Origin of the sequence: Streptomyces sp. LBL (genome assembly GCF_029893585.1) — a bacterium.
Taxonomy (GTDB): Bacteria; Actinomycetota; Actinomycetes; order Streptomycetales; family Streptomycetaceae; genus Streptomyces.
Genome location: NZ_JARXYX010000007.1, coordinates 198,946 through 224,547, shown reverse-complemented (window position 1 = coordinate 224,547; position 25,602 = coordinate 198,946). Strand labels below are relative to the sequence as shown.

The 25,602-nt window shown below is 68.1% G+C and carries 29 protein-coding genes and 1 pseudogene; 3 read left to right on the top strand and 27 right to left on the bottom strand.

Features of this window, described 5'->3' with window-relative positions; all coding sequences use genetic code 11:
- Positions 1-24: 24 nt before the first annotated feature.
- From M2271_RS11215 to M2271_RS11145, 15 genes are all read right to left on the bottom strand, one after another.
- On the bottom strand, positions 25-438 hold the full coding sequence (locus M2271_RS11215; RefSeq protein WP_280886988.1) for a hypothetical protein: 414 nt from the start codon (positions 436-438) through the stop codon (positions 25-27).
- Complete coding sequence (locus M2271_RS11210) at positions 438-668, bottom strand: hypothetical protein (RefSeq protein WP_280886987.1); 231 nt, start codon at positions 666-668, stop codon at positions 438-440. The genes M2271_RS11215 and M2271_RS11210 overlap by 1 nt, the downstream gene beginning before the upstream one ends.
- 1,353 nt (positions 669-2,021) lie before the next feature.
- Positions 2,022-2,561: a hypothetical protein gene (locus M2271_RS11205; protein ID WP_280886986.1), complete on the bottom strand. Its 540-nt coding sequence runs from the start codon at positions 2,559-2,561 to the stop codon at positions 2,022-2,024.
- Positions 2,562-2,623: 62 nt separating this feature from the next.
- A complete protein-coding gene (locus tag M2271_RS11200) occupies positions 2,624-3,730 on the bottom strand; it encodes a DUF4192 domain-containing protein (RefSeq protein WP_280886985.1) in 1,107 nt (368 codons plus the stop codon).
- Positions 3,727-4,269 (bottom strand): hypothetical protein, encoded by a 543-nt coding sequence (locus M2271_RS11195; RefSeq protein WP_280886984.1) that lies wholly within the window; start codon positions 4,267-4,269, stop codon positions 3,727-3,729. Before M2271_RS11195 ends, M2271_RS11200 begins: the two co-directional genes overlap by 4 nt.
- On the bottom strand, positions 4,266-5,297 hold the full coding sequence (locus M2271_RS11190; RefSeq protein WP_280886983.1) for an N-6 DNA methylase: 1,032 nt from the start codon (positions 5,295-5,297) through the stop codon (positions 4,266-4,268). The genes M2271_RS11195 and M2271_RS11190 overlap by 4 nt, the downstream gene beginning before the upstream one ends.
- Before the next feature lie 82 nt (positions 5,298-5,379).
- Positions 5,380-5,682 (bottom strand): hypothetical protein, encoded by a 303-nt coding sequence (locus M2271_RS11185; protein WP_280886982.1) that lies wholly within the window; start codon positions 5,680-5,682, stop codon positions 5,380-5,382.
- Positions 5,683-5,750: 68 nt separating this feature from the next.
- Positions 5,751-6,377, bottom strand: coding sequence for a hypothetical protein (locus M2271_RS11180; protein WP_280886981.1), 627 nt, complete (start codon positions 6,375-6,377; stop codon positions 5,751-5,753).
- Between the two features lie 507 nt (positions 6,378-6,884).
- Positions 6,885-7,313, bottom strand: coding sequence for a hypothetical protein (locus M2271_RS11175; RefSeq protein ID WP_280886980.1), 429 nt, complete (start codon positions 7,311-7,313; stop codon positions 6,885-6,887).
- Positions 7,310-7,903, bottom strand: a complete 594-nt coding sequence (locus M2271_RS11170; protein ID WP_280886979.1) for a hypothetical protein — start codon at positions 7,901-7,903, stop codon at positions 7,310-7,312. Before M2271_RS11170 ends, M2271_RS11175 begins: the two co-directional genes overlap by 4 nt.
- A 62-nt stretch (positions 7,904-7,965) precedes the next feature.
- Complete coding sequence (locus M2271_RS11165) at positions 7,966-8,298, bottom strand: HU family DNA-binding protein (RefSeq protein ID WP_280886978.1); 333 nt, start codon at positions 8,296-8,298, stop codon at positions 7,966-7,968.
- A gap of 202 nt (positions 8,299-8,500) precedes the next feature.
- Complete coding sequence (locus tag M2271_RS11160) at positions 8,501-9,298, bottom strand: hypothetical protein (protein WP_280886977.1); 798 nt, start codon at positions 9,296-9,298, stop codon at positions 8,501-8,503.
- Positions 9,299-9,337: 39 nt separating this feature from the next.
- Positions 9,338-9,745, bottom strand: coding sequence for a hypothetical protein (locus M2271_RS11155; protein WP_280886976.1), 408 nt, complete (start codon positions 9,743-9,745; stop codon positions 9,338-9,340).
- Between the two features lie 16 nt (positions 9,746-9,761).
- The gene (locus M2271_RS11150) at positions 9,762-10,487 is read right to left on the bottom strand and encodes a hypothetical protein (RefSeq protein WP_280886975.1); all 726 of its coding nucleotides are present in this window, start codon (positions 10,485-10,487) and stop codon (positions 9,762-9,764) included.
- Positions 10,488-10,514: 27 nt separating this feature from the next.
- Positions 10,515-11,441 (bottom strand): DNA cytosine methyltransferase, encoded by a 927-nt coding sequence (locus tag M2271_RS11145; RefSeq protein ID WP_280886974.1) that lies wholly within the window; start codon positions 11,439-11,441, stop codon positions 10,515-10,517.
- Positions 11,442-11,528: 87 nt separating this feature from the next.
- On the opposite strand from M2271_RS11145, the gene M2271_RS11140 reads away from it, so the two are divergent.
- The 3 genes from M2271_RS11140 to M2271_RS11130 are packed head-to-tail and all read left to right on the top strand — an operon-like array spanning position 11,529 to position 15,916.
- Positions 11,529-12,662, top strand: coding sequence for a tyrosine-type recombinase/integrase (locus tag M2271_RS11140; protein ID WP_280886973.1), 1,134 nt, complete (start codon positions 11,529-11,531; stop codon positions 12,660-12,662).
- On the top strand, positions 12,659-14,746 hold the full coding sequence (locus M2271_RS11135; protein WP_280886972.1) for a tyrosine-type recombinase/integrase: 2,088 nt from the start codon (positions 12,659-12,661) through the stop codon (positions 14,744-14,746). The genes M2271_RS11140 and M2271_RS11135 overlap by 4 nt, the downstream gene beginning before the upstream one ends.
- Before the next feature lie 48 nt (positions 14,747-14,794).
- Entirely contained in the window at positions 14,795-15,916 is a 1,122-nt protein-coding gene (locus tag M2271_RS11130; protein WP_280886971.1) for an NADAR family protein, read from the top strand.
- A gap of 838 nt (positions 15,917-16,754) precedes the next feature.
- Here M2271_RS11130 and M2271_RS11125 read toward each other — a convergent pair.
- The 12 genes and pseudogenes from M2271_RS11125 to M2271_RS11070 all read right to left on the bottom strand — a co-directional run bounded on the left by M2271_RS11125 (position 16,755) and on the right by M2271_RS11070 (position 25,573).
- Positions 16,755-17,147 (bottom strand): hypothetical protein, encoded by a 393-nt coding sequence (locus tag M2271_RS11125; RefSeq protein ID WP_280886970.1) that lies wholly within the window; start codon positions 17,145-17,147, stop codon positions 16,755-16,757.
- Positions 17,147-17,773 carry a hypothetical protein gene (locus tag M2271_RS11120; protein WP_280886969.1) on the bottom strand — a complete coding sequence of 209 codons (627 nt, stop codon included), beginning with the start codon at positions 17,771-17,773 and terminating at the stop codon, positions 17,147-17,149. The genes M2271_RS11125 and M2271_RS11120 overlap by 1 nt, the downstream gene beginning before the upstream one ends.
- An 87-nt stretch (positions 17,774-17,860) precedes the next feature.
- Positions 17,861-18,148 (bottom strand): hypothetical protein, encoded by a 288-nt coding sequence (locus tag M2271_RS11115; RefSeq protein ID WP_280886968.1) that lies wholly within the window; start codon positions 18,146-18,148, stop codon positions 17,861-17,863.
- A 100-nt stretch (positions 18,149-18,248) separates the two neighbouring features.
- Complete coding sequence (locus M2271_RS11110) at positions 18,249-19,163, bottom strand: helix-turn-helix domain-containing protein (RefSeq protein WP_280886967.1); 915 nt, start codon at positions 19,161-19,163, stop codon at positions 18,249-18,251.
- Between the two features lie 88 nt (positions 19,164-19,251).
- Entirely contained in the window at positions 19,252-20,394 is a 1,143-nt protein-coding gene (locus M2271_RS11105) for a PD-(D/E)XK nuclease family protein (protein ID WP_280886966.1), read from the bottom strand.
- A gap of 63 nt (positions 20,395-20,457) precedes the next feature.
- Positions 20,458-21,447 carry a recombinase RecT gene (locus M2271_RS11100; RefSeq protein ID WP_280886965.1) on the bottom strand — a complete coding sequence of 330 codons (990 nt, stop codon included), beginning with the start codon at positions 21,445-21,447 and terminating at the stop codon, positions 20,458-20,460.
- 15 nt (positions 21,448-21,462) lie between these two features.
- Positions 21,463-21,807, bottom strand: coding sequence for a hypothetical protein (locus M2271_RS11095; protein ID WP_280886964.1), 345 nt, complete (start codon positions 21,805-21,807; stop codon positions 21,463-21,465).
- Between the two features lie 91 nt (positions 21,808-21,898).
- Positions 21,899-22,117 carry a hypothetical protein gene (locus M2271_RS11090; RefSeq protein WP_280886963.1) on the bottom strand — a complete coding sequence of 73 codons (219 nt, stop codon included), beginning with the start codon at positions 22,115-22,117 and terminating at the stop codon, positions 21,899-21,901.
- An 88-nt stretch (positions 22,118-22,205) separates the two neighbouring features.
- Positions 22,206-22,775 (bottom strand): hypothetical protein, encoded by a 570-nt coding sequence (locus M2271_RS11085; protein ID WP_280886962.1) that lies wholly within the window; start codon positions 22,773-22,775, stop codon positions 22,206-22,208.
- A gap of 367 nt (positions 22,776-23,142) precedes the next feature.
- Positions 23,143-23,388 carry a hypothetical protein gene (locus M2271_RS11080; protein ID WP_280886961.1) on the bottom strand — a complete coding sequence of 82 codons (246 nt, stop codon included), beginning with the start codon at positions 23,386-23,388 and terminating at the stop codon, positions 23,143-23,145.
- A 324-nt stretch (positions 23,389-23,712) separates the two neighbouring features.
- A pseudogene (locus M2271_RS11075) lies at positions 23,713-24,591 on the bottom strand (peptidoglycan-binding protein); the annotation flags it as partial.
- A gap of 100 nt (positions 24,592-24,691) precedes the next feature.
- The gene (locus M2271_RS11070; protein ID WP_280886960.1) at positions 24,692-25,573 is read right to left on the bottom strand and encodes a DUF4365 domain-containing protein; all 882 of its coding nucleotides are present in this window, start codon (positions 25,571-25,573) and stop codon (positions 24,692-24,694) included.
- Between the last annotated feature and the right edge of the window lie 29 nt (positions 25,574-25,602).

Here is a 25,602-nt window from a genome sequence, read left to right as displayed (position 1 = left end):
CGAAGGAATTTTATAAGGGTACTTTCAAGCCATGCGGATCCAGGACACCTCGATGACGCTCCCCGGCGGGCGTTCGGCAGGCATGACCGCCGCCGACAGCACCACGCTCACGACCGACCGCGCGAGCCGAGGAGCCCTCTCGGGGACAGCAGAAAATCGAGTAGGAGGGACGGGTCGCCCGTCCCTCCTCTCACACCACCGGACATGCGGGTCACGCATCCGGCGGTTCATCCAGCTGATCTCACGCTTGTCGCCGATCGCGGTGCGCTGGGCCACCAGCGTGCGCCGGTGGTCGATCAGCAGTTTGATGTCGCGGCTCGGCCCTTCCAGGCATGCCTTGGGCAGGTCGGGCTCGCGCAGAGCGACCCGGACCACCGCCTCGGCGTCGATCGGGTCGGACTTCCCGCGCTCCCGGGCCGAGCGTCGCGCGCCGGCCATCAGCCGGGTGTGCACCCGTACCACCGCGTGTCCGCTGTTGAGCAGGTCGGCCTCGAACCGGCGGTCAAGTGGCGGCAGTCCTCGACTGCTACCAGCACCGGACCGAAGCCGTGCAGCCAGGCCAGCGCCTTGAGATGGCCGAGGGGTCTGGCGGCGACGGCCAGTTCCGCCAGCCTCTTTCCCAACGGATCGACCGCCACCGGCGTGTGCGTGTTCTTGTGTCCGTCCATCCCGACGACGATCAACGTGCCTCCCTGCGACGATGCCGGATGCTCAGGTGATCGTCCGGTGCCGGGGGCACGCCTCAATCGGGCCAGCGGCACGCTCCTATCAAGCCACACCGCACCGGACGGCCTGTGACCGGCGGGCGGCACATCGCCGACAAGCCACCGCCGCGCGGGGCAGCGAAGAAACGAGCCAGCCCACCGGTCGACAGGATCCTGCCACCGGAGGGCTGCACATCAAGAACCAACCACCAAAGGCGGCTTCGGCCCGTGCCCACCCGCCGATCGCCAACAGCCTGACATTGACGCGAAGAAAGCCGTGGCCCGCTTGAGGATGTCGACGTCCTCACGCAGCCAGCGGTCCTCCCGCCGCGGCGCGGCCAGCTGTTCGCGTTCACTGCTGGTCAGGCCGTCACGTTAACCGGCGTCGACCTCGGCCTGGCTGACCCACAGCCGCACCGCGGTCTCGGTCTCGGTCTCGGTCTCGGTCAGAACCCCTGATCTCGAATGTCCGTCAAAGCGGATCAAGCCCACCTCTCCCCGCTCCTAGTCGCCGCACACCACGACCGCGCGGAACTGACGACCTCCCCGGGCCAAGGGTCGACCTTCCGCGTCCTGCTGCCGCCTTTCGCGGACGCGTGACGCGGCCCCGTTCACCGGGTCGCCGAGGAGAGTGCCCGGGCCCGGAGTCAGCGAGACGCGAGATTGTTCAGACTGCACAAGCACGTGCGCTCGGCACAGCCCCAGCCGGACAGCTGAGGGACCATCTGCTGCACCCTCGCTGCACAAATGGCCACCGAACGGCCACCAGACACGCATCAAAAATGGAGCCAGAGGCCCCCGGGCCGCAAACACCCAGGTCACAGCGATGCCAACGCAAAGCGAATACCATCAGTGAACCTCAGACCTACGCATTGCGATACATAGAACGCGAGTGCCCTTTTCGCCGGAATTCCAAGGTCAGCAGAAAAGAGAAACCCCAGGTCAGGGGCCTGACCTGGGGTTCACCATAGAGCCGCCTTCGGGATTCGAACCCGAGACCTACGCATTACGAGTCAGCACATGTCCGTCTTGATCTTGGTCAATCACGCCGGAGTCTTCGGAGAAACACCAGGTCAGGACAGGTTTCACCACTGCTTCCTACCTGGTCTTGCCAGCTCCTTCCTGGTCCTTCCGTACCCATGGCGTTCCCATCCGGTGCCCACGCAGGAGCCCCAGAGCTGTCGTGAACGGCGACGTCGCAGGTTGGAGCTGGAACCAGAACCGGGGAGCTTCGCATCGCCATCGAGTTGAACACGGGCTCACCTCCCCTGCACCCGGGGCTGAGCCGGTGACCGTCTTTGCAGGTCAGCCGTGTTCTCACAGACTACCCGGCGCCACGTTCCCGTCCGGTGATGCGGTGCGATCCATGTCCGCCGCTGTGTCTGCAAGTTCGAGACTGTGGACTGCCGCTATCTCGGCCTTCAGTCCCTGACGGGCCTGTACGAGGCGCGCACGGTGCTTGCGCAAGGCGCGCCTCGTGTCTGCGAGGACCTTCTTCTGTCGCTTCTCCAGTTCCGCGAGTCGGGTGATCTGCCGTTCGTGGTGGGAGATCTGTTCGGATCGGATGGCGGCTGAGGGCCGGTGGGGTCCTGTCTTTCGGGCAGTGCCGCGTTCTTTGTTCAGTTGGGCGCGTGCGAAGTCGAGGAACTCGTTGCAGGGCACGTACTTCGCGCGTCCGGCGCCGATGCCCATCAGCAGTGCGATCTTGGGGAAGTTGGCGTGGCGCTTGGCCCAGTTGCTGACGGTGGAGCGTGTGACTCCTACGAGGGTGGCTGCGCCGGCGAGGTGGACTAGCTCGTCTTCGCGGCCCTGGAATTCGGGGCGGAGCCAGACGACGGATTCGGCCGGTGTGGTCATGCGCGGGTCTTTCTCCTCGGCGCGGCCCCGGCGGGGTGCCGGGGCCGCGGGGGCCTGGACGTTCAGTTCTCGTAGGCGTCGCTGCTGTGGGTGCGGGCGTGGCGTTTGGCCTTCGCCTTGCGGGCGATGGGGAGGAGTGTCGTGCCGTCGAGTCCGTAGTTGATGGCGCCGTGGATGGCGTCGGCGAGTTCGTCGTGGGGGGCGAGGGTCAGGGCGCGTTGGAGGGCGAGGCGTGCGGTGGGCTGGTCGTCTTGCCGCCAGGCGACAGCGGCGAGGAGGGTGAGTGCAGGGACGGCTGCGGCCTCGTACGGGGGGAGGGAGCGGCGGGCGAGGAAGGCCCACAGGCGGCGGGTGTGGGGGAGGTCGTCGTCCTCGATGTGTTCGAGGCCGTGGTCTTGGGCCCATTCGTCGTTGAGGCCGTAGATGAGTCGGGCGGTGATGTCGTGGGCGAGTTCGGTGGCGCCGTTGTGGAAGTCGCGTATCGCGGTCTCCAGGAGCGTGTGGGTGGCCTGCAGAACTGTGCCGTCGTCGGATGGCGTGGCGCAGTGCTGGGCCCAGGCGGCGCCTTCGTTGTCGAGGGCGCGGAGCAGGTCTGCGGCGTCTTCCGGCTCGGCGGGCAGGAACTCCTGGGTGATGTCGCTGGTGCGGCGGCCGGGGGTGCGGTCGAGGCGGATCAGCTGTGCGGTCACACTGTTGGGGTCATCGGGGCCGGGGAGCGGCTCGCCCTCGCAGCATCCGGGGAGGTGGCACTCGTATGCCCACCAGTGGTTGTCGATGAGGGCGATGACCGACATGACGGGGGCTCGGCGAGGCTTGTTGAAGGCGTCAACGAAGTAGTCGGCCAGGGGCCGCATCGATTCGGCGGTTTCGGTGGCGCTCTGGCCGGGTCGGGGGTTGCGGCAGAGGAAGACGATGATGTCCAGGACGTCGTGGCGTCCGTGGTCGTGTGTGATGTGGTGGAACTGGGTCGCGAAGGCTTCGGCGATGGGCTGCCAGGTGTCGGGGTCCTCGGGGAGCGGCAGGGTCATGGTTGGCCCGGTGCCGACGCCGGTGGCGATGCGGCCGTGGACGGCGATGGTGTCTTCGGGTTGGTGGCCGATGAGGAACGGCAGGAGTTCGGCATAGTCGCCTGGGCCGTTGACCTCGATGCGGGGGTCGGAGGTGGTCACTTCTGGGTTCCTTCCTTTGTGGTGGCGTGGGTCTGCCGGGCGTGGGTGCCGCCTTCTGGGGTGGGCCCGTACGTGGCGGCGTGGATGCGTTTGGGCTTGGTGGTGAGCGAGCGGATGAGCCCGTCGCGCAGGACGGCGTCGATGGCCGCCGCGATGTCGCTGGTGTGCCGGAGGGCGACGATGCGGTGCCAGGTGCGGCCGGGCTGAAGACGCGCGTCGTTGGCAGCCTGGGCTTCGGCCTGCTCCGTCTCCGTGCCGTCGGGGATGGGTGGCAGTCGAGATCCTGCGGTGATCCAGGTCTGAATGATCAGGTTGTTGCCTTGGAGGCGCAGGCCGATGCGGTGGCCTTCGGGGTGGGTGTAGGCGGCCGTGCGGTCGGGGGTGTCGGTGTCCTCCTTGGTCCAGGGCTCATCAAGGTCGGGGGCGAATTGGTGGATCGGGTGGGCGCTGCTGGTGGGTTGGGGCTGTGCGAAGGGAGGTCGGCGCCTTTGTCGCGTGGGGGCGGCACGGGGTCGTGCGAGGTCGTGCTCGTCGCTCATGCGGAGGCCGGTTCCTTGGACGTGAGCTCGTCCAGGAGACGGAAGGCGCGGCGGTCCGCGGCGATGGTGCTCGCGGTGTCCATGTACCGGTCGCGTTGCTCGAAGGAGTCCTTGGCTTCGGTGAGCGTCTTGGCGTAGCCGCCGTCTTCGAGGGCGAGGGAGTCGGCGCAGCCGATGTAGGCGCGTGGGCCGAGGTCCCAGATGATCGTGTTGACGGCGGCGCAGGCTGCGGCGAGTGCGTCGATGTCGTTGCCGTACCAGAGGTAGTCGTGCGAGTTGAGGCCGAGGTCGCGCAGCCGTTGGGCGACGGAGCGGAGCATGGTGCCGGAGCCGACGGCGGGTTCGCGGATGGCCATGTCGGGCTGGGCGAAGTCCTTGTCGACGAGCATGCGGGCCAGCAGGTCGCTGACGCCCGGCGGTGTGTGGTACTCGCCGCGCCACTTCTTGTCGCTTTTGTGGCGCAGGCCTGTCAGGAGCGGGCTGAGGACGTCGGTCTCGGCGCGCATGTAGGGGTCGTCGTGGCCGGTGAGGTCCAACAGGCCCTGGTTGAGGGCGCGGTGGGTGACGGCCTGGACGGCGCGGAGCTGGTGGGGGTCGGGGGCGGGGTTCCAGGCCCAGTCGTGCAGGCGCACGGCGCGGTCGATCAGGTCGGGGCGCTTGATCCAGTGGCCGAGGTAGATCTCCTTGAAGAGCTGGGGCAGTTCGTGCGGCTGGCGGCCCAGGATCCAGTCGGCGAGGCCGGTGCCGGTGTTCGGCGGCTGGCGCAGGAGCGCGAGCGCGGCGACGGTGCCGAGGGGGACGTCGATGCTGCTCCCGCCGTGGCTCTGGTACCAGGTGTCCATGACGTTCCCGGCGATCTTGTGGGCGTGGTCGTGGGGGTTGCGCGGGGCGAAGGCCTTGCGCCAGGTGGTCTTGGCGGGGCGTACGGCGGCTTTCGATTTGGGCGGGGCCTTCTTCGCCCAGCTGGGTGCAGGCCGCGCCGCGGCGGGTGTGGCGGCTCGCGGCAGGAATATGTCGTCGTCGGGCATGGAGTTCCTCTGAGTGCGCGCATGGGGCCGCCCCGGTGCGCGGTGCGCGGCCGGGGCGGCGGTGAGGCTGCGGTGTCGGGATTCAGTCGGCCTCGTGATGGGCCTGGAGTTCGGCCACTGCGGCGCGTATCTCGACGGCTTCGGCCGCTTCGGGGTGTCCGGTCTGGCGCAGGCCGGTGACCAGGAACATCAGGGCCAGCTCGTCGACGCCCATGTCGGCGATCAGCTCCTCGAAGCTGAAGTGCCTGAGCTCAGCGGGGCGGTGGTCGTAGCCGACGCGCAGGGTCTTCTCGATCTCCGTGAGGGTGCTGGCCCTCTGTGCTTCGGTGAGGCCCAGGAGGGAGGACCATGCGGCGAGCGTGTCGTCGTCTACCGGGAACTTCATGTGCAGTTGGCCTTTCAGGGTCGGCCGCCCCGGCCCGCGCACGCCGGCCGGGAACAGGTCGGGTGCGGTCAGGAGGAGAAGGGGTCGTTGCGGTGGTCGGGGTGGACGACGGCCCACAGCCCTCCGAGCACGGGTTCAGTCATGACGCCCCATCCGGCCCAGCGCATGACGGCGAGATAGCCGAGCGGTCCGCCGGCGAAGCCGGTGCGGTCGCCGCAGTCCGGGTCGGGTGCGATGAAGATCCAGCCGGGCAACTCGTCGCCAGCAGGCAGGACCTGGAAGCCGGGGCGCAGCTGGTGTGTGCCGTCGGTGACGATGGGCGGCAGTCCGGCAGCGTCGAGGATGCGGATGGCCTGCTGGATGTGGGGGTGGTTGTGGTGCTCGGGGAGCGTTCCGACGCCCTTGCGGATGACCTGCCGGGGCGGCTTTGCGCCTTGGCTGGCGTGGTAGATGTCCATGAGGAGCAGCGCGTCCTCGATGCGCCCGGCGAAGCGCAGGGCGAGGTTGGCGACGACGGCGACAACATGGCGGTCGCTGCCCATGAGGCGCCGGAATTGCTCGTCGGTCATGTGCTGGAACTGGTTGGCGCGTATGACCGCGTGGGCGCGGGATGCTGTGCGCAGGGCGCGGGCAACGTATTCGGGTTCGGTGCCGATGTGGTTGGCGAGGGTCTGAATTCCTCGGGTGTAGGTCATGCGGTGGTCTCCAAGAGGGCGCTTGCGCGTATGGGTGCACCCCCGGCCGTGGGGCCGGGGGCGCGGTGTGAGCTCGGGGTCTGGGTGGCTAACGGCGTCGGCCGCCGCATCCGGCGTGGCCGCAGCCTCCGCAGAAGCCGCCGGGCCGGTTGCACTCGCAGCCGCAGCCGTTGTTCTGGATTCGCATTCCCAGTCCCCTTTGCAATTCGAATGTTTCCCGAATTCCTTAGTTATATCTTAATGGCAAATACCCCAAAATCAATATCCACCCCTCTGAATTCGCATTTATTTTCCGCAATTCAATTCCCTAATTCCTGATATTGGGATTAGGTCTGGCCACTGCACGGCTTCCAGGGCCCGCCGGTGGGTGTCCGGTACCGGCACCGTGGGGTAGCCGAGCCAGTCGAGGCCCATCGCGGCGAGGATCGTGGCGTCGGCCTGGTCGTAGCGCCCCGGCCCGTCGCACTCGACGCCGTACCGCGCCACGACCACGTTGCGCACCATTCCCTAGGCCACTCGGGACCGCTCCTTGCGGGGAACGTGCTGGGCCGGGTTCGCCCGCCCGGTCGCGTAGATCGTGCGGTGGTGCGGGTTGGCCACGGCGTACGGGATGCGCTGGCGCCACAGGTACTGCGTCACCAGCCACCACAGACCCGCCAGTTCGTGGTGCCCGGCCTGCCCGCCCTGCGCGTACGCGGCGCCTTCGACGACTACCAGGTTGGTGCCGTCCTTCACGCTCACCGCGATAGCCGCGAGGAGCCAGTCCAGCCGCTCGCGGCTGCGCCGTCGGCCGGGCCGGGCCGCCAGCGCCCAGTCCGTTCCGGCGATCCCGGTCGAGGTCAGGGACAGGTCGAGGCCGATGACGCGCGGCTGCCACTCCCCCGTGGCCTGCACGCTGGGCAGCGTGACGGGCGCGCTCTGGGGCTGGGTCTTCACCGCTCGGCTTCTGCCTGGACGGTGAGGTGCTCGGTGATCAACCGGTCGGCGTCGATGGTGGCGTCGGCCTTCTGCCGGGCCGTCCACTCGCCGAAGCAGCCTTCGACTGGCCCCCACAGGTACCACCCGGAGTCGGGGTAGCCGTCCTTCGGGTTCCTCTTGCGGTAGGCCAGTTCCCACCAGCCGTTACGCCACCGCCACAGGCGCCGCGGCTCGGAATCGGGCATCCAGCCCGCGCGCTCGACCAGGTTCTGGAAGCGCGCCAGGTCGATGCGCATCAGGGCGTTCTCGCGGTAGACCTCCTGCACGGGCTGAGCCGACGGCCGCGCCTGCCCGTTGAACAGGTACTCCAACTCGGCCAGCTGTCGCGACAGTTCGGTGACCCCGGCCGCGTGGCGCCCGGCGCGCCGGCGTGCGGAGCGCCACGCCAGGCGGTAACGGTGCGCTCGGTCCACCGTGTAGTCCTCCCGGTCACGCGCCTGGTCGCGCTGGCGGGCGACGCGACGCAGGACGTTGGCCGCACCGCTGGCAGCGTGTTCCTCCAGCCACTGGGCGGTGGCTTCTATCTCGGTTCCCACGGGGTGGTTCATCGTGTGTCCTTCGGGCGGTCGCCGCCACGGCGCATACCGGGACGGCGACCTGGTGTGCAGGGTTACGGGCGGGGCGTCTTGGGGGCCTTCTGGATGCAGTTGCCGGACTCGGGCATCGGCCGGCGTTGCGCCAACAGGTCCTGGAACCGTGCGCCAGGGCGGAACTTCACGACGCGGGAGGCGGCGACCGTCACCTTGGCGCCCGTCTGCGGGTTGTGTGCCTTGCGTGCCGGACGGTGCCGGGGGGCGAGGGAGCCGAAGCCGGTGACGGAGACGGGGTCGCCCGCGACGACAGCGCGCACCAAGACGTCGAGAACGATCTCCACGGCTTCGGTCGGCGAGAGCTGGCGGCCACCCTTGGCGGCGACGGCCTGGATGAGCTGGGCCTTGTTCACTGGTTTCCCTTCACTTCGCATACAGAACTGGACAGTTGGGGTGTGGGGTGGGTGTGGGTGGGGAGGGCGCGCCATGCGATGGGGAGGACATGGAGGCCGAAGCCTGGATCGCCTTCCAGGGCGGTTGCATTGAGCGCAGTGCACTCATTCGCCGAGGTCTTCTCTATCAGTTTCACAAGTGTCACCTATCTCGGGATCAAGATCAGGCAGAGACGCGCAGGAGGGGACCGCCGGCATTGAGTACCACCGATAGCGGCAGTGCGGCGGCGGACGGGTCGGCAGAGACGGCCGTCGGCTCCTGCCCCGGCGCGGGACGGGCGACGATGCGCCACACCATCCCCCAACGGTCCGCGTAGCCGACCCCCACTTCGTAGGGCAGTCCCTCGTGCAGGAACCACCGCGTGCGCAGGGACGCAGTCCAGCCGTCCAGCGGGTTCCCGTCCGGCGCTTCGAGCTGGGGCAGTTGCACGCCGATGAAATCAGGGCCCGAGGTGACGATGAACGCCGCCGCCCCGGCTGCGGCCCAGATCTCGATGTCCTGGCCCGCCGCCTCCCACAGGGCGAGATCCTCGGAGCTGATCTGTACAACGCGCGGCTCAGCAAGCGGCGGGTGCGCCTCCAGACGCACGATGTCCCGCCAGGGCAGCTCGGGCGCGTCGGTGGCGACGGGCATGGTGATCTGCGCTGGGCCCTCGATGAAGCGCAGCAGCGGGCGGCCTCTGTCGAGGGTGTGCTCCACATGGACGTGGTCGGAGGTGTCCAGCCAGGCGCGCAGCGCGATGGCCTCGTCGTAGTCGATGGGGGCCGTCCATTGCGCGGTGTTCTCGATCGGTGTGCGGGCTACGGCGATCGTGCGTGCTCCGGCGCCGACGGCGTGGAGTCGGTTGCGGGTGCAGTCGAGGACGACCACGTCCAGGCCGTCGGTGTCGCGCGCCTTGAGGTGGTGCGGTGCGACCTTGTCGAGGATGGCGGACAGGGCATCCGCCTTGATCGTGAACATGTCTCTCTGTCTCTCCAAGAAGGGGGTTGAAAGGGGTACTTACGGGCCGGAGGCACGCTTGCGCTCGCGTCGGCGCGCCTGGTCAAGCCGTCCGGCCTCCCGGCACAGGGAGCAGGCCGGTTCACCGCGTCGGTTGTGGGCGCGAGCCCCTGCCGGAGTGCCGTGAGTGATAGACGCAGCGCCTTCCCGGAGCTCGCCGGGGTGGGCGCCCTCGCAGGTGGCCCTGACCTCGCCTCGAAGCCACAGCCGCCCGCCGCAGATCCCGTCGAACAGGGAGCCACGCGGCTTGACCAGGGCGATGCACTGCGCCCGGAAGGGACACTCCTGGCAAACGGCCAGCAGTTTGCGCATCTCCGGCCTGCTGAGTGAGTCCGCAGTCGCGTCGTCGGGGGTGAAGCGCCCGTCCCCGGCGCACGGCGCCTCGCTGACCCGCCCAGGGCCGCTCATCCGATCTCCGTGACGGCTATGGGGTTAGCGGCAGCGGCATCAGGCGCACGCGGTCGCTGGGGGTGCCGCCGTCGGGGTGGGTGTAGCGACCGTTGGGCGGCAAGAGATGGCGGTCTGCCAGTGCCGGTAGCGCGAAGACCTGTGCGACCAGGCGGGTCAGGGCGTCGTCGCACTCGCGTGTCCAGCGCCGCCGTGCAAGGTTGTCGGTGCCCTCATGGGAGGCGCCCTCTATCACTGCGATGACTCGGCCCCCGGCGCTGCGGCCGTCCACGACGATGGCGGTGGCCTCCGGGTGGTGCTCGCGCACCAGCTCGGCAATGCGCGCTGCCCGGTCGGGCGGAGGCAGCTCGACCAGCCAGAGGTTTCCGTCGTTCGCGGAGTTGCGTCGCACGGTGGCCCAGGCCGGAGAGTCGAAGGGTTCCAGGGCGGTCTGGACATCGACTTCGATCTCTACGGCGAGCTCGGCGAGGCGATGCTCCTCGTCGCTCTTCTCCCACAGCCAGGGCAAGCCGCTGAGCGGGCTGGTCTGCTCGCCGAGCACGCCGAGGAGGTCCAGTTCACGCGTCTTGCCGTGGTAGGCGAAGCCGACGTATTCCGCCTCGGGGCAGCCACGGCGGACCTTTGCCGAGATGTGGTCGAGCACGGCCAGGCAGTGCGCCTTCTGGATGCGGCGACGCTCGATATCGAGCTGTTCACGCTGCTGGGCGAGGACGTCCAGCGGATCGGATATGGCAGGGGTCATAGCGGTGTTCTCCTCTTCTTCTGGGGGTCAGGTCAGGACCGGCATGAGGCGTTCGCCGAAGAAGCGGGCGACGTTGACGCTCACGGCGTTACCGGCCTGCTGGGTCTGTTCGGCCTGGTTGCCGACGGGCTCGAAGGTGTCGGGGAAGCGTTGGGCCGACAGATGCTCGCGCGGCTTGATCATGCGGAAGTAGCAGTCCTCGATCGCTGGCGCGTTGTGCACGAGGGCGGCCGAGTCGCGGGTGGACAGGGTGTGTAGGGGCTCGCCGGCGTTCTTGGGCGTGTTGCCCCTGCGATAGGGGATGACCAGGGTGTTGCGGATTCGGGCCGGGACGACGCCGCCTGGGACGACTAGGCCGTGGTGGCGGGCCGTGGCCAGGGTGCTGAGCGGCTCGGTCACGGGCGAGGCGTCGCAGTTGTTGCGGTACTCCACGATGAACGGCGCCGGGTCGACCGTGACCAGAGCCTCGCTCTCCCGCGTGGTCCGCGTACGTATCGGTCCGTCGGCGGGGTACGCGCTGTCGTTCCACGAGCCGCCCACCGGCACCAGGAGGGCTTCGCCGATCTTGGTGGTGCGGACCGGGAGCGGCCTCTCGAAGGGGACGAAGGCTCGGTCCGTGCCGTCCTTGCCGTGTGTGAGGGTGATGACGCTCGGCTGGTAGGGGTACTTGGCCCGGCCTGCTTCGATACGCCGCATCGTGTTCTCGACGAGCGGCTTGTCGCGGTCGCCGATGCGGGTGCCGATGTCGTCCCACAGGATGATGTCCGAGGCCGGACGCACATACGGCTCGACCAGGGCATGCCCGCAGCTGGTGTTCGGGCACCGGTAGTCGTACTGGGCACGGTACTTGCCGACCTTGGCCTTCGGGTCGCGCCAGCTCTGCCTTGCCTTCACGTCCCTGCCGCACGACATGCAGCAGGCCAGCGGGCGTGGCGCCAGGTTGGGGCGGCGCACGCTGGTCAGGGTGAACACGAAGTTATCTGGACAGTTCCACCTTGTAGGTGACTGTGTGCACGGAGCCGCGTGCGTAGGGTTCCGGACGTGCGAGTGGTGAAGGTGCCCGATGCGGCAGCTGGCCAGCCCCAGGTGCGGTTGGTCGACGCGTCCGGCGAGCCGGTGATTGAAGTCGATGAGTTTTTGAGGTTGTTGACGGTGCGGGCGTACTCGCCGAACACCGTTCGGGCTTACGCTCACGATCTGCAAAAGCTCTACGTGTTCTGCGAGGAACGCGGGATCGGGGCGGGCGGGTTCACGCCGGCCCGAGCTGTGGAGTTCCTGGAGTGGCTGCGGCTGGCGTCGTCCTCGCGGCGTGCTCAGCGGCTGGAGCTCGGCATCGCGACGCGCGAGGGGCGGGTGCTGTCGGCGAAGACCTGCAACCGGGTCCTGGCCGCGGTGTCCTCGTTCTACGAGTTCCTGATCGCCAGCGAGAAGTACGCCGGCCGGGACAACCCGATCGTCAAGAAGGTCGACCAGGCGGCGGCCCGCGTGCCGGACCGGTACCGGCCGCCGTTGATGAACGCCCACCGGCAGCAGCCGGTTCGCAGGGTGCTGCGGGTCAAAACCGTGGAGCCGGTACCGCGTCCGATGCCGGACGGTGTCTACCGGGCTCTGGTCGATGAGCTTCGGACCCGCCGGGACCTGGCGCTGTTGGAGCTGATGTGGGAAGGCGGACTGCGGCCGGGCGAAGTCCTGGGGCTGCAGTTGGAGGACATCTCCTACGGCCAGCGCCGGGTGACGGTCCGCAAGCGGTTCGACCACCCGCGCGGAGTGCAGCAGAAGTCCCGCCGGGACCGTGTGGTCGACCTTCACGAAGGGCGGGCCCTGGCAGCCCTGAACGCCTACGTGATGCGTGAGCGGCCGTCTGATCTGGACAGCCCCTGGGTCTTTCTCGTCGGGGGCCGGGGCAAGCGTCGGGGCGAACCGCTGGGCTACGACGCGCTGGTGCGGATGTTCGCCCGGGCCGCACAGCGGGCCGAAGTGCGTGATGCCTGGCTGACGCCGCACAGCCTGCGGCACACCCACGCCACCAGGATGTTCGAGGGCGGCATGCGGGAGCTGACGCTGATGACGCGGCTCGGGCACGCGACGCCGGACTCGATGAAGGTCTACACCCGGGTCAGCGATCCGGAGGTCGTCAAGGACTACCGACAGGCGATCGGAGAGCAGGACACGTGAGCACGAACGCCCCATTGCGAGCGGCGTCATCGCCCTTCACCTCCGCCGACACGGTCCCCAGGCACTGCGCAGAAGCGGAGTACGCGGCGTTCACCGACGCACTGCCAATCACCGCTCCATGGCGCCGCAAGCACGCCAACTTCCGACTGCGCTTCGTCCGCACCTACCCGGACCTGCCCTCCTGGTTCGCGTTGCCGCTCCGAGTCCGGCTCGGCTGGCGCAACGGCGAGGGCCAGAACCGGCGCCGCGCCCCCGAACCCGGCTTTGACACGGCCACGGCATGGATCAACTTCAACGCCCGCCACTACCTGACCTACCTCGCGCTCACCGGCCGTCTGCGCATGGACTGGGGCTGGCTGCTGGGCATCGGCGTGCTCAAACCGTTCCTCGTCGCCGACCAACTCGGCCTGTCGCTGCGTGACCAGAGCGAGGACCTGCGGCATCGGCTCCTCGCGCTCGGACACGTCCGCGATGACGCGGCATTCCGCGTCCCCTGGGGGTTGATCCGGCTGGTGATGCACCGCGGCGACGCGGACCTGCACACGCTCACCAGCGACGAGATCGAGGGAATGCGGCATGCCATCCGACACTGCGAGCGCATCCCCGGCCTGCTCCAGGTCGTCGGCGAGGACCGCTGTCCCACCTTGAAGGCCGGGTGGGGCACCAACGCCTATCGCACCGGCCTTGCGCTGTTCCACGCCGGCATCACCGGCCGACCGCCCGCCCGGGAGGAGACGGTTCCGTTGCCGCGGCTCAGCGGGAAACCGCGCATCGACGCCGTCTTCGAACGCTTTCTGGCCGAACGCGCCCTGGTCCTGCGGCCCGAGAGCATGTCCAGCACCCGCGGCGGGCTGCGCCGCTTCGGCCTCTGGCTGGACACCGAACGCCCGCACATTGCCAGCCTCGACCAGCTCAACCGGGCCGACCTGGTCGACTTCATGGACTCCGTCCACCGGCTGCACAAGATCAAGCATCCAGACCAGCCACTGAGCCGGGCCTACCGCGCCGGCATCATCTCCACCGTCGCCGTGCTCTTCCGCTACGCCGCCGTCGCCGAATGGGACGACGTCCCCGCCCGCCCCCTGATCACGCACGCCGACATGCCCCGCGTCATCGAACGCGTCCCCCGCTTCATTCCTGCCGACCAGCTCGGCCCGGTCATGGACCGCGTCCGGGCCCTCGAGTGCCCCCTCCAGCGGTGCGCGCTGCTGGTCGCCCGGTGGAGCGGCGCCCGCCGCACCGAGATCCGCAAACTCCACCTCAACTGCCTCGACGCCTACCCCGACGGCACGCCCCGACTGCGGCTCGCAGCGGGCAAAGCCCTCAAAGAGCGCACCGTCCCACTCCACGAGGAAGCCGCCGAGGCCATCCGTACTCTCACCGCACTGCGACAGGCCCAATCCGACCGCGGGATCCACGACCCCGACCTCGGACGCCCGACGCGCTACCTCTTCCTGCGCAACGGCGTGATCGCAGGCCCCGACTACCTCTTCGCCCACCCGCTCCGCGTGATCTGCGAAGAGCTGGCCATCCTCAACGGCGTCGGCAAACCCGCGATCCACCCCCACCGGTTCCGGCACACCCTGGGCACCCAACTCGCAGAGAAGGGTGCTCGTGTCCAGACCATCATGAAGGTCCTCGGCCACAAGAGCCCCGGCATGTCGATGACCTACACGCACATCTCCGACCCCACCGTCCTTGCCGACTACCAGGCCGTGCTCCAGCCCGGCGCCACCATCGCCGGCCCCCTCGCCGACACCCTGCGCTCCGGGCAACTCGACGAGGACGCGCTGGACTGGCTCAAGACCAACTTCTACAAGACCGAACTCGAACTCGGCCGCTGCCTGCGCCTGCCCCAGGAAGGGCCCTGCGAGTGCGACCTCTACCTGAGTTGCGCGAAGTTCGTCACCACGCCCCAGTACGCGCCTCGGCTGCGCGAACGCCTCTGCGTTGAACAGCAACTGATCGCCGACGCCCAGAGCCGCGGCTGGGACCGTGAGATCGAACGCCACCGGCGGATCGCCGAGCGCATCTCCTCCCTGCTGGATGACCTCGGCGAACCCCGCGACGAGCCACCCGCCTAGCGTCGCCAGGAAGATCACGTGATAGCGGGAACGGCTACCCTGTCGGCCGTGGCGATACGACGGTGGACATGGCGGAACGTGGATGGCGAGCGCATCGAGGGAACCTGGCGGCATGCCTTCATCCGCAACGGCGGGAACTACTTCCTCACCGACCTGCTGATCTACGCCGACGGAATGGTCGACTGCTGGGGTCTGGAAACCCTGGAGGGCTTCGCCGGCAAACTCGCCTCCGGATGGGTCGCCACCGACGTGCCCGAAGGCGCCCGGGCATCGGCCCACCACCTCGCCTCGTGGAAGTTCGCCGAGCCGAAGACCTGGCTGACCCCCGAGATGCTGCTCGGCGAGGTCCGCGACGACATCGACAAACTCAACGGCCGCCCGGACTCCACTCGCCGCTGCCTCACTGCCGTCGACGTCTTCCGAGAGCAGCCGACCGAGTCCAACCGGACCGCCGTTCGTGAAGCCTACGAGGCTATCCCGGAGCACCTGCGGAGATACGCCCTGGGCGACATGGACCGAAAGGACTTCCCCCTCAGGGTGATCGTGACCGGCCCGGGGAGCCAGATCGAGCTGTGGAACGGCAACACTGTCGAGGTCACCGAAGCGATGCACGCCTCCGCCTTGGAGTACTTCACGGAGCGCGAGCAACTGCGCAAGCAGCACGAGACGAAAACACCCGCCGACGGCCGGACTGAACCTGTCGAGAGCAGCGTCCACCTCAACCAGGTGGTCTTCCCACGCGGCTGGCCCGAGAATCCGGGCACCCACGTGCTGCGCAACGAGTTCCCCGCCCCGATCGCCATAGCCAACCGGACCTACCCCACGGTTGCGCACGCCTACTGGGCGCTGGCGGTCGCTGATGAACACCGACAGGCCGAGATCCTCGACGCGGAACGGCCTTATGACGCACAGAAACTCGCTGAGGCTTCCACCCTGCGTGACGACTGGCCCCAAGTTCGGGTTGCCATCATGACGCGCTTGCTGCGCGCGAAGTTCCAGCAGCACCCCGAGTTCGCCGAGACGCTGATGGCCACAGGTGCCACCCGGTTGATCTACACCGAGGTCGGATCGAACTTTTGGGGGCAACACGGGCTCGAAGGCCGGAACTGGATGGGCCGACTGCTGGAGCTGACCCGCTCCGAACTCGTCGCAGCCAAGCTGAACATCTAGCAATGACGAACCGGAGCACCCCGACGCCGTTCGCCTCGATCGAGTGACACACGACCGCGTGAATCTGCACCCGTCGGTCATAGAAGTGTCCAGATAAACAAGGTAGATACGGTCGCGCCACTGCGGCGCGTACCCGTTGGTCTCCGACCCGATGTGCGCGGACGACACCGAGACGATCTGTACGCGGTAGCCCAGCTTCTTCATGGACCTGATCCACTCGGGGAACAGGTCCCACTGGGTCGCGAACTCCACGACGTTCTCGACCACGACGCACGGGAACCGCTTGGCCTCTGCGGCGCGCAGCACGCACCACGCCGTGGCCCGGGTCATCTCGAAGGCTTCCGGCGGGAGTTGTCGCCACTGCTCCTCTTCTTCGAAGAGGGCTTCTTGTGCGGGGTCGGGCTGGCGTTTCTTCCCGCCGGCCGGGCTGATCTCGGTGCAGATGACCGAGGCCCACATGATGGTGGCCTTGGGCAGCCAGCGCATGGGGTAGTTGCGGATGTCGGCGCACCGGCCGGTGGCACCGGGAAGGTTGTGCTCGAAGGTGTCGATGGCGGTTTGCCAGTGGTTGATGCCGAGGATCGGGTCGAATCCGGCCTCCTTCAAGCCGAGGGCGTCTCCGCCCGCTCCGCAGAGCAGGGATATGGCGCGGGGCAAGTGGGGTGGTCTCCAAGGGGTGGGGCCGCCCGGCCCGGTGGCTGGGGCCGGGCGGCCGTGGTCAGGATTGATCAGGAGCGCGGAGTGCGCGGTGGTGGCGGCTGTCCTCGATACCGAGGGCGATGAACGCCGCAAGGCCTACAAGCAGGAGGATCAGCAGCCCGGTCACCGGCCGCGCTCCTCAGCGGGCATGGCGCCAGCCGTTGACGTACGCGCCGACCTCCTCGGCGAGAGGTTCGAGGGACATGTCGCCGGGCGGTTCACCCTCGCCGGTCGTGGTGTCATAGATGATCTTGGACGTGCCGTGGGTGTTGTCGATGTGCTCGGCCTTCCAGCCGCCGATCTCGCTGCGGTCGTTGTGCCAGGGCAGCGACCTGCGGCCCGCGATCGTCACCAGCTGCTCGCCATCGTCCGTGAGCGGGACGGTGATGTTCAGCTCGTTGCCGCACCAGTCCACGCCGACGCCCGTGCAGTGCTGTTCGAGGGCTTCGATGACGTCGGCGTACAGGGTGCGGGCCTTGGCCTCGTCGGCCAGGCGCAGGAGCTGGACGCCGCTGAGGTAGTGGAGGGCCATCACGCGCCCTCCGTCTCAGTGCTGCGTGTGACGCGGACGGTGGCGATGTATCCGTCCTTCTCCAGCACGGCGAGCGGGTAGCCGTCCTGCTCGGGGCGCTCCCAGACGCGCTGGTATCCCTCGGCGGCCGTCAGGCTTCGACACCACTCGAAGTAGCGGGCGACGGCCATCCCGGGCGTCTCGCTTGCTCCGCCCTGGGTGGTGTTGAGGCCGTATGGAGCGCAGTACGTGGCCGATGCGGTCAGCCGATACGCGGGGTGCGGGGCGTTCAGCGCGTCGATGCGCGCGAACATCGGCAGCAGGCCAGCGTGGCAATGGCGCTGCGGGCCGCCCGGCACGGAGTCGTACAGGACGGTGTGCCGTCCGGGGTTGTCGATGTCCCGGCGTATGACGCACCAGCCGGTCACCTCGGCGGGGTCGGCGGGCAGTCCGTGTTCGGTGGCGACGACCAGTTCTGTTCCGTCGCCGATATCGGCGCGGATGAGGAACGTGTCGGTGAGGTCGACGTCTGTGATCCAGCCGAGGTAGCGCAGCGGGGTGATGACGTGCCAGTAGCTGCGGAAGAGCTGCTGCCAAAGCGGGTCGGTCCGAAGGGTGTGGTCGGGCAGTGCCGCGAGGGTGGTCATGTGGGTCTCCAAGAGGGGGTGTTGCGGGGCGGACACCCAAAGAGGTGTCCGCAGTTGCATTCATGTCACCTATCTAGGGCCACACGTTTAGCCGAACATGGGCAGCTCGTGCGTGGCGATGGCTTGCACCAGCCACATCTGTCCGTCACTGGTGACGATGCAGCCGAGGGGACGGTCGCGGTATCGCAGGACGAAGGCGGCGCCCTGCTTGCTGGCGCTGATCGAGTGCGTCAGCTGATACACGCCGACTCCGGCGCAGCCGACGGAGCAGAACGGCGTCCTGGCGAGAACGGGGGCGGCGTGCGGGCCGTGGACGACCTCAGCCACGACGATGTACGCCGCCTCTGCGGGGTCGCGGTCTTCGGTGGCGTTCATGCGCTTCTCCAGGAGGTTTGGGTTCGAAGGGGTTTCGAACCAATATTTATATCTTATTCGCATACATTGGGGCGTCAATGGTGATGATCTTCCAAGGCGCCTATCCACCACGGGAGTTGGGGCGTCGTGTGCGGCCCAGGCGGGCCAGCTCGCGCACCCGTTGGCGGGCCATCTCCAGCGCCTTCGGGTCAGTCTCGGCCACACGCCGCTCCTGCTCGGCGAAGAACTCCCTCAGCCATTCCTGCTGGGTGATGCGCTCCTTCTCGGCGGCCTCGCGCTGCGCCCGCTCCCGAAGGGCCCGCGGGTTCGTCCCGCACGCACGGCAGTTGGCGGCAGGCTGCGGATGCGCCGGGCAGCCGGACGACGGCGGATCCTCGGTGTGCTCCTGTGCCTCCCGCGCAACGCCCGCCCCTGGGGTAGGGGGGTAAGGAAGGACGTAGGAAGGAAAAGGAAGAGAAGGGGTTTCCCTGGGGAAACCCTCTTGGTCTCCGTGGGGAAACCCACTGGGTTTCCCTGGGGGAACCCTCCCCGGCCCATCTTGAGGGTTTCCCTGGGGAAACCCTCCCTCCTCCCGCGCCCCGTCCAAGGCACGTGTCTCCTCCCGAGCTGCCACGTCCTGCTGGGTGCGGGCTGCCGCCGACGGCTTACGCCGCGGCACCTTCCGGGCCAGCCGGGAGTTCGTCGGTGCGCGCCGCGCACCTCGACGCCACTCGATCAGCTCCTCGGTCGACGGAATCGGGGGCACACCATGTGGAAAGACCTTGTACTCGGCGCGCCGCCCGACGCGACCGATCTCGGTGCGCTCGACCAAGCCGAGGCCGACCAACTCCGTGACGACCCCGATGACCCGCTTCTCGCCCACGCCCGCCCACGCCATCATCCGCTCAAGGCCCGGACGGGCCAGACGTGTCTGGTCGTCGGCAGAGTCCGCGATCTTCATCAAGACCAGCTTCTGCGTCTGGTTGATCACCTCCTTCGGCAGGTAGGCCGCGACCACCATCAGCTGGATGCTCACCAGTACCTCTTCCGTGTTCCGTTCGGTCGTGGCCGCACTGGGGCAGGGGCAGGACCAGCGGCGGCCTTGCCCCTTGCTCGGGAGCGGGTCAGGGTTTCTTGCTCACGGTGACGTTGATGCTCACGTTGGTGCGCCGCTCGTGGTCGAGGCGCACGGGCACGGGTATGCCGGCCGCCGTTAGCTGGGCTTTCATCAGTGCCGTGTCGGGCGTCATTGGTACCGGCAGTCCGGCCTGCTCGAAGAGCGTGGCCATGGCGTCCACGTCGTCGAACTTGGTCGGGTTTCCGCCGCTCCACGACAGCTCGTTGTCGCCGTACACGCCCTCCTCGGAACCGTCGAGCCTGGCGCGCAGTACCTTCAGGCGGTCCTTGAGCGGCTTGATCTGCTCGGTCACCTGGACGTACTCGGCCAGTGCCTGCTCCCGCTCGGCGTCGTCGTGGATGAGCATGCTCTGCGGGCGGCGACCGGCGATGGCCGGTCCCCAGCAGGCCGTCTTGAACGGGCAGTTGTCGCAGATCGCGGATAGGCCCGGTCCGGGAAAGGTGCGTGGCAGGTCCTCGGGAGACTCGGCGGCGCGCACCTGATCCACCCACCAGCGCGCCCCCTGGGCCCGCTCGGCGGTGAACGGCATCTCCAGGACGTGGTCCTCGCCTGAGTCGCGGTTGAGGAACCTAAACCGGATGCGGCCGACGGGCAGCGGGCCGAGACGGGCGAGCTGCCGCTGGCCGTCGATGTCGGCGAAGCCTTCGGTGCGCAACAAGTCTGCGTAGAGCAGGACTTGGCGCAGTTCGGCGTCGCTGGCCCCGTACCGCAGGATGTTGTCCCATTGGAAGGTGCTCTTGGTCTTGATGTCCTCTACGGTCAGCTCCTCGGCCGGGAGGCTCGGGCGCAGTCGCTTCGGCAGCCGGGAGGCGGTGCGGCCGTCGAGCTGGACGGCGTCGATGTGGCCTCGGATGGTGTCGTCCTCGACGCGGCGCTCGATGATCCAGCCGTACTCGTTACGGACTGCGTCGAGCGCCCCTTCATGCAGCCAGGTGCCGAGGATCGCTTTGCGCTTCTCGCCGCCGTCGGTGGGGGTGCGGCCGTGCAGGAGGTATCCGGCGCGTCGCGCACACACGGTGTCACTCGCGCCGATCTTGGTTTGCAAAGAGCGGGGACGGCGGGCGTCCGCCGCGTGAGCGGCAGGCCACAGGCTGACGGGCCGCTCAGGCGCGATGGCCAAAGTGGTCACGATGGTCTCCAAGAGGCTGGGGCATGTCGCCCGCCGACCGCGGGCGACATGATGGGGCGGTGGTCAGGAGGTGGCGCGGCGGGACGCGGTGGCCCGCTTGCGCGGGGCACGCTCCGCCGCGGCCGGCGCCTCCTCGGATTCGAGGCCAGTGCCCTGCTGCGGCGCTGCCTCCTTCTTCGCAGGACGCGCCCGCTTCCTCGGTGCGGCCTTCGCCGCACTCGTGTCCTGGTCGCTGGCCCCTGAGTCGCCACCGGGCTCGTCCCTCGCGCTGTCGCTTGAGCCGTTGCCCGCTTCGAGCCCGGCTGCCGCACGCAGGCGCAGGGTCGCTTCCTCCGCCTCACGGACGACGCCTTCGGCATCGGCCCGCTCCATCTCCTCGTCCACGTAGACGCCGGACAGGTCCTGAGGCGCGGCCATGCGCAACGCGCCAGCCTCGGCGCACTTGCGGAGCATGTGGGCGGGCATCTGCTGCCACATCTTCGCCACGACATACGCGCCCAGCTTGCGGTCGTAGTACGTCGGGGCGAACTCGTCCCAGCGGGCGATAAACGGGAAGCGTGCGGTGCCGCGCAGGACGGTGACCTTGACCGCGGCCGGGTAGGCCTTCGACAGCCAGACGTCGTGGGCGTTGCCCTCGGAGTCGTAGTAGACGGTGTCCTCGTAGGAGATGGACTCCCCGGCCTTCGCCGCCGCCCGGTGGGCAACGGTGCGAAAGCCGTCGATCCCGGTCTGGATCGTCCACGTCTTCTCGGGCTCGTCAGGGTTGTCGGCCGCCTTCCAGTTGGTGCGGCCGAGCATGTAGATCTGCCGCGCGAACGGATCGAGGCCGGTCCGGACGCAGTAGTGGAAGAACATGGCCAGATGGCCGCGCGGGGCGCCGGCCAGGCCGGGACTGATCAGGGCCAGCGTTGAGAGCTGCTTGTGGTCGAACTCGTCCTGGTAGGCGCGCAGGACGATGGCGCTCGCCGGGACGGCAGGGCTGGCCCCCGCCTGGGCCGCTTCGACAACCGTGCCCTCCACGGTAGCGGGCTCGGCGGATGGTTCATCGGTCACGATCTCTCCAAGAGGTCAGTCGGTCCGCAGGCTGCGGACCTCGAAGGCGCCAGCCCACTCGGGATGGCGCTCGATGAGGAGCCGGACGTACCGGCTGCGGAAGTTGTTGTTGAGGCGGAACTCGTCGCCTTCGGTGGCCGTGGCGTAACGCCAGCGCAGAACCTCGAAGAGCATCCCGATGCCGACGCGGGTGGCGCCGCGCTTGAGGTAGTCGGCCGTCAGGATCTCCAGCGCGCGCAGCACCCAGGGGTTAAGTCGGTGGAATGCCTCGAACTGCGCCTGGATCGTGGCCGCCTGGCCGTCGGGCTGCCGCACTGTGTGGATCACCAGGCCAGGTATCTCGTCCTGGACGCCTTCCATGCCCCACCACCTCAAGAGCAGCTCGAAATGTGTCACCTATCTTGAGGGATGTATGGGCATGTGATCAACCCCCGTTACCGCAGGCGCACCTTCATGCGGTCATGGGCGCCTCGGCGGCACCCTCGACCAGATCCTCCATGCGCGCTTCCCGCTCCTCGTTGACACGGGAGACGTCCGCAAGCATGCGAACGGCGAGGTGGGAGTACGGATTCTCCAGCACATGGCGCGACAGGGCGACTTCGACGATCAGGATTTCCGCCGCCTCCATGACGACGACGCCGTCACCGGCGGGTGTGTACACGAGCTGCACGCGTGCCTCCTTTGCGAACGGGCCCCCGGGGAGGGGATATATGCATATCTTATTCGCATTGCGTCTCCATGTACAGCGTTTACGCAGGTCAGGGGCCCTTTCGCGCGTACCGTCCCCGCGTCAGGACCTTCGATCCCGGGCCGTCGTAGGTGCCCTCATTCAGAGCAGCCGCCACCTGGTCATCGACCTCCCAGGACAGGCTGCGCGCTCTGGCACGCAGCTCGGGCACCGCACCGAGCACCGTGTCCAGCAGCCACAGCATCGACCCGGACAACAGCCAGTCCTCCTCTGGGAAGTTGCCCGCAGCGACACGCGTCGCCAGAGTGCCCTGGGACGGCAGGTGGAAAAGCTCGATGATCTCCTGCTGGCCGACGATCGGGGGCAGTTGGTCTCGGGAGTCGGCTTCCCAGCCCTCGCCCTGTTCCGCAATGAGCCGTTCCTTGTAGCGGACGTCCAGCAGTTTCGGCCGGGGCGTGGTGCGCCCGAAGCGGCACGCGAACCCCAGCGGCCAGTAGCGCACTCCCGAAACGACGATGGCGGTCGCCGGGTCCAGGACGCGGCGGCTGGGATGAAGCCACTGCGACACCATCTGCGCCTCGACCCCGTACAGGGCGGCGAGCTCCTGGTGTCCCACCAGATACGGCTTCGGCAGATGCATCGCCCGGTCCTCCGCTGATTCCTTGCGCGTGCCGACTCCAGAGCGTAGCCACACAGCACCGCCGGCCGCCTCGGCGGGCGCTGTTATCGTAGGCAGTGGTCTTTCTCCAAGAGGGCCAACTGGCCCCCGCTCCGGCGGGGGCCATTTCTTTGCCCGCGCTCTCCAGCTACGCGGACTTCGTGGGCCCTTGGGCAGGCACGGCCCCCTCAACGAGCGTCGGGCGGTCCGTCTCCCGGTGACTGCGGAGTGAAACCCAGGGCGTGCACGCTTCTCCCCGTGACCTTCCGGAACATGGCCGCCACTTCGTCGGCGCGCAGCTTCCGGCCAGCGATTGCGGACACCACCGCTGCGGCGAAGGAGTGCTGCCTCAGCCCCGGACCACGCCGAGGAACGTCAGTGCCACCGCTGACACGGACGTCAGGACGGCGATGGTCGGCAGCGGCCACCTCCCTTTCTCCAGGGAGGTCACCCGTTGCTCCAAGTCCTCGACGGCCTTGTCCGTCTGGTCACTGCGCTGCACGAGCAGCGCCAGCTGCCCGTCGATGCGGGCGAGGCCGACTTCCAGGGCGTTGCGCAGTTCGGCGAGGGCCAGCGCGATCTCTCCCTCGGGCACGGGTGCCTCCTTGTCTGCGGCTGCGGGTCAGTACGTGGGGGTGGCCGGGTCGCGTTTGGCCGACAGCCAGGAGGCCGTGCCGGTGCGTCCGATGACCGTGCCGAGCGTGGACTTCAGCGCCGACAGGCCCGCGGGTATCGTGGCAACGGCGGCGGCCTGCCAGGCGGAGAGCGACACCAGGTCGGTGGTGCTGGAGGCTGCCATCAGGCCCAGGACCGACTGGAGGTAGGTCGCGATGGTGCGCTCCGCGATGTCGGCGAGGGCCTGCGGCATGGGGCCGTGCCCCTGTTCCTGGGCGGTGGGTGTCGTGTCGGGGGTGCTGGCCAGGCGTGGCACGTGCAGCGCCGCCCACGTCTGCGGCCCGGGGATGCCGTCGGCGGCGGCGCCGTGGTAGCCGCGCTTGATCTGGTAGACGGCGTACGAACGGCGATGCGCGTCGTTCCACACCGGTCCGGCCGGGGTGTCGTAGGAGTCACAGCCCTCGGCGACCAACCGCTTTGCCATGGCCTCGATCACCGGCGAGGACCGACCGCCTCGGAAGAAGGCCGCGCCGGGATAGGCTGCGTACCGAGGCACCGGCGTCGGCTTCGGCTTACCGGGCGTCTTGCCGTCGGTTTTGAGGAGGCGGGCGACGCGGGCGCGGAAGTCGTCCATGTCGATGCCGCCCGGGTCCGGCTTGCCGGGCTGCCACTCCTTGTGCCCAATGACGCTGTGCTCGTTCCAGCCATGCGCTCGGCACACGGCCGCGGCAGCACGGACCATCGCGTCCAACTGCGCGGACGGCCACGTCTGATGGCCGGCGTTGATGCACTCGAAGCCGTAGAAGTGCCGGTTGCCGTCGGTGTCAGCCTCGTTGTCCCGCGGCAGGCTCGGCTTCTCCGCGACGACCCCGAGCAGGACGTCGGTGTCGCCCATGCCGGCGTGGTTGGTCCGGCCGTACCCGACCAGGTGGACCGTCCCAGACCGGTCGATCACGCCATGGCACAACGGTCCGGGAAGGTCCTGGTAGCCGACACGGCACAGCTCCACCATGTCGGCCTCGGACGAGTACGGGCCGGTGTGGTGGATCATGACCCCGTTCACGGGGCCCCAGTTGCCGTGGGTATTGCGGTTGTGGGTACGCCACCGGCCGTGCTCGACGACACCGAGGCCCGCGTGTTTCAGCGCGGACAGGAATGTGTCCGCGCTCAACGGAGTTGCCACGCTCGTCTCGCTCTTCTCCCCTGCGCCATACGGCAATTCGGCCGCACCCGCTAGGGCGGGACGGTCCCCCGGGAGATGGCTGCGCAGCCTGGGTGGAGGGTCACCCTTCTGCCATGGTATCCAGCGGTGGGTCCATCCACCGCAAGGCAGCTTCCATGGCCGCGATCAGAGATTCATCGTCGCCAGCCTCAGGGCTCCATGCAGTGCAGAAGAGCGGTGCCTCGAAGGATGCCTTCTGTAGTTGGGGGCAGTCATTGAGATCTCGGGCGCCGCAAACAACGATCAACAAGGGTTCGTATGCATACGTGCTCTTGTCGAGCAGCTTGTCCAGTCGGCTGGAGGGATGAATCAGTGCGACCTCGACGATCAGTCCGATCGTCAGCCATACCTCCATGTCCACCGGACTGGTGTCAATGCGGACGTCCTTGGTTGCAACGACTTCCGGAAAGAGCATATGTAGGCGTGCGCTGAGGAGGTGCCGGTAAAGCTCAATATCCCTCTCCCAAAGAGAGGACTTGCTATCGCCCTCGACTCCCCAGGTGAAGAGACTTTTGAGAGCTGAGATCTCTGAAGTCGACCGCGCGAGCGGACGAAGGTCCTGGACGGACTGCGCGCTCAGTTCCTGATCCTCGGGTACAAAGACTTTCCATCCCTTGCCCGTCACCACGGCCGTCCATCTAGTGACGTGCTGCCAGTAGACCCGTCGCGTCACAGGGTTGTAGAGCATCACAAGGACCGGAAGCGAATGCCCCAGCCAGTACGACGCATGGGCCGCGTTGCAGGTGAACCACCAGCCGCCGTCAGTGGCAGAGCCGAAGTAGCTCAGGCCCGACTTGATCTGGACACCCAGGAGCTGCCCTGTCGCCTTCGAAGTGGCGCTGTCCAAGACCTCCAAATGGGCATCGATACCTACGTCTACGGTTGTTTGCTCCCTGAAGATCCAGCCCAGCTCGCTAGTGACGAGGTGACTGATCCACGCCACTCCCTCTCGATCAACCTGTTGTGTTCGCC

Bases quoted from the DNA above. Each gene is read 5' to 3' on its own strand.
- M2271_RS11120 (WP_280886969.1), bottom strand. From the start codon at position 17,773: ATGACCACCCTCGCGGCACTGCCCGACCACACCCTTCGGACCGACCCG.
- M2271_RS11215 (WP_280886988.1), bottom strand. From the start codon at position 438: ATGGCCGGCGCGCGACGCTCGGCCCGGGAGCGCGGGAAGTCCGACCCG.
- M2271_RS11190 (WP_280886983.1), bottom strand. From the start codon at position 5,297: ATGCCCGACGACGACATATTCCTGCCGCGAGCCGCCACACCCGCCGCG.
- M2271_RS11180 (WP_280886981.1), bottom strand. From the start codon at position 6,377: ATGACCTACACCCGAGGAATTCAGACCCTCGCCAACCACATCGGCACC.
- M2271_RS11195 (WP_280886984.1), bottom strand. From the start codon at position 4,269: ATGAGCGACGAGCACGACCTCGCACGACCCCGTGCCGCCCCCACGCGA.
- M2271_RS11150 (WP_280886975.1), bottom strand. From the start codon at position 10,487: ATGACCCCTGCCATATCCGATCCGCTGGACGTCCTCGCCCAGCAGCGT.
- M2271_RS11205 (WP_280886986.1), bottom strand. From the start codon at position 2,561: ATGACCACACCGGCCGAATCCGTCGTCTGGCTCCGCCCCGAATTCCAG.
- M2271_RS11170 (WP_280886979.1), bottom strand. From the start codon at position 7,903: ATGAACCACCCCGTGGGAACCGAGATAGAAGCCACCGCCCAGTGGCTG.
- M2271_RS11185 (WP_280886982.1), bottom strand. From the start codon at position 5,682: ATGAAGTTCCCGGTAGACGACGACACGCTCGCCGCATGGTCCTCCCTC.
- M2271_RS11160 (WP_280886977.1), bottom strand. From the start codon at position 9,298: ATGTTCACGATCAAGGCGGATGCCCTGTCCGCCATCCTCGACAAGGTC.
- M2271_RS11095 (WP_280886964.1), bottom strand. From the start codon at position 21,807: ATGGAAGGCGTCCAGGACGAGATACCTGGCCTGGTGATCCACACAGTG.
- M2271_RS11125 (WP_280886970.1), bottom strand. From the start codon at position 17,147: ATGGCCCTCCACTACCTCAGCGGCGTCCAGCTCCTGCGCCTGGCCGAC.
- M2271_RS11085 (WP_280886962.1), bottom strand. From the start codon at position 22,775: ATGCATCTGCCGAAGCCGTATCTGGTGGGACACCAGGAGCTCGCCGCC.
- M2271_RS11155 (WP_280886976.1), bottom strand. From the start codon at position 9,745: ATGAGCGGCCCTGGGCGGGTCAGCGAGGCGCCGTGCGCCGGGGACGGG.
- M2271_RS11210 (WP_280886987.1), bottom strand. From the start codon at position 668: ATGGACGGACACAAGAACACGCACACGCCGGTGGCGGTCGATCCGTTG.
- M2271_RS11115 (WP_280886968.1), bottom strand. From the start codon at position 18,148: ATGAACGCCACCGAAGACCGCGACCCCGCAGAGGCGGCGTACATCGTC.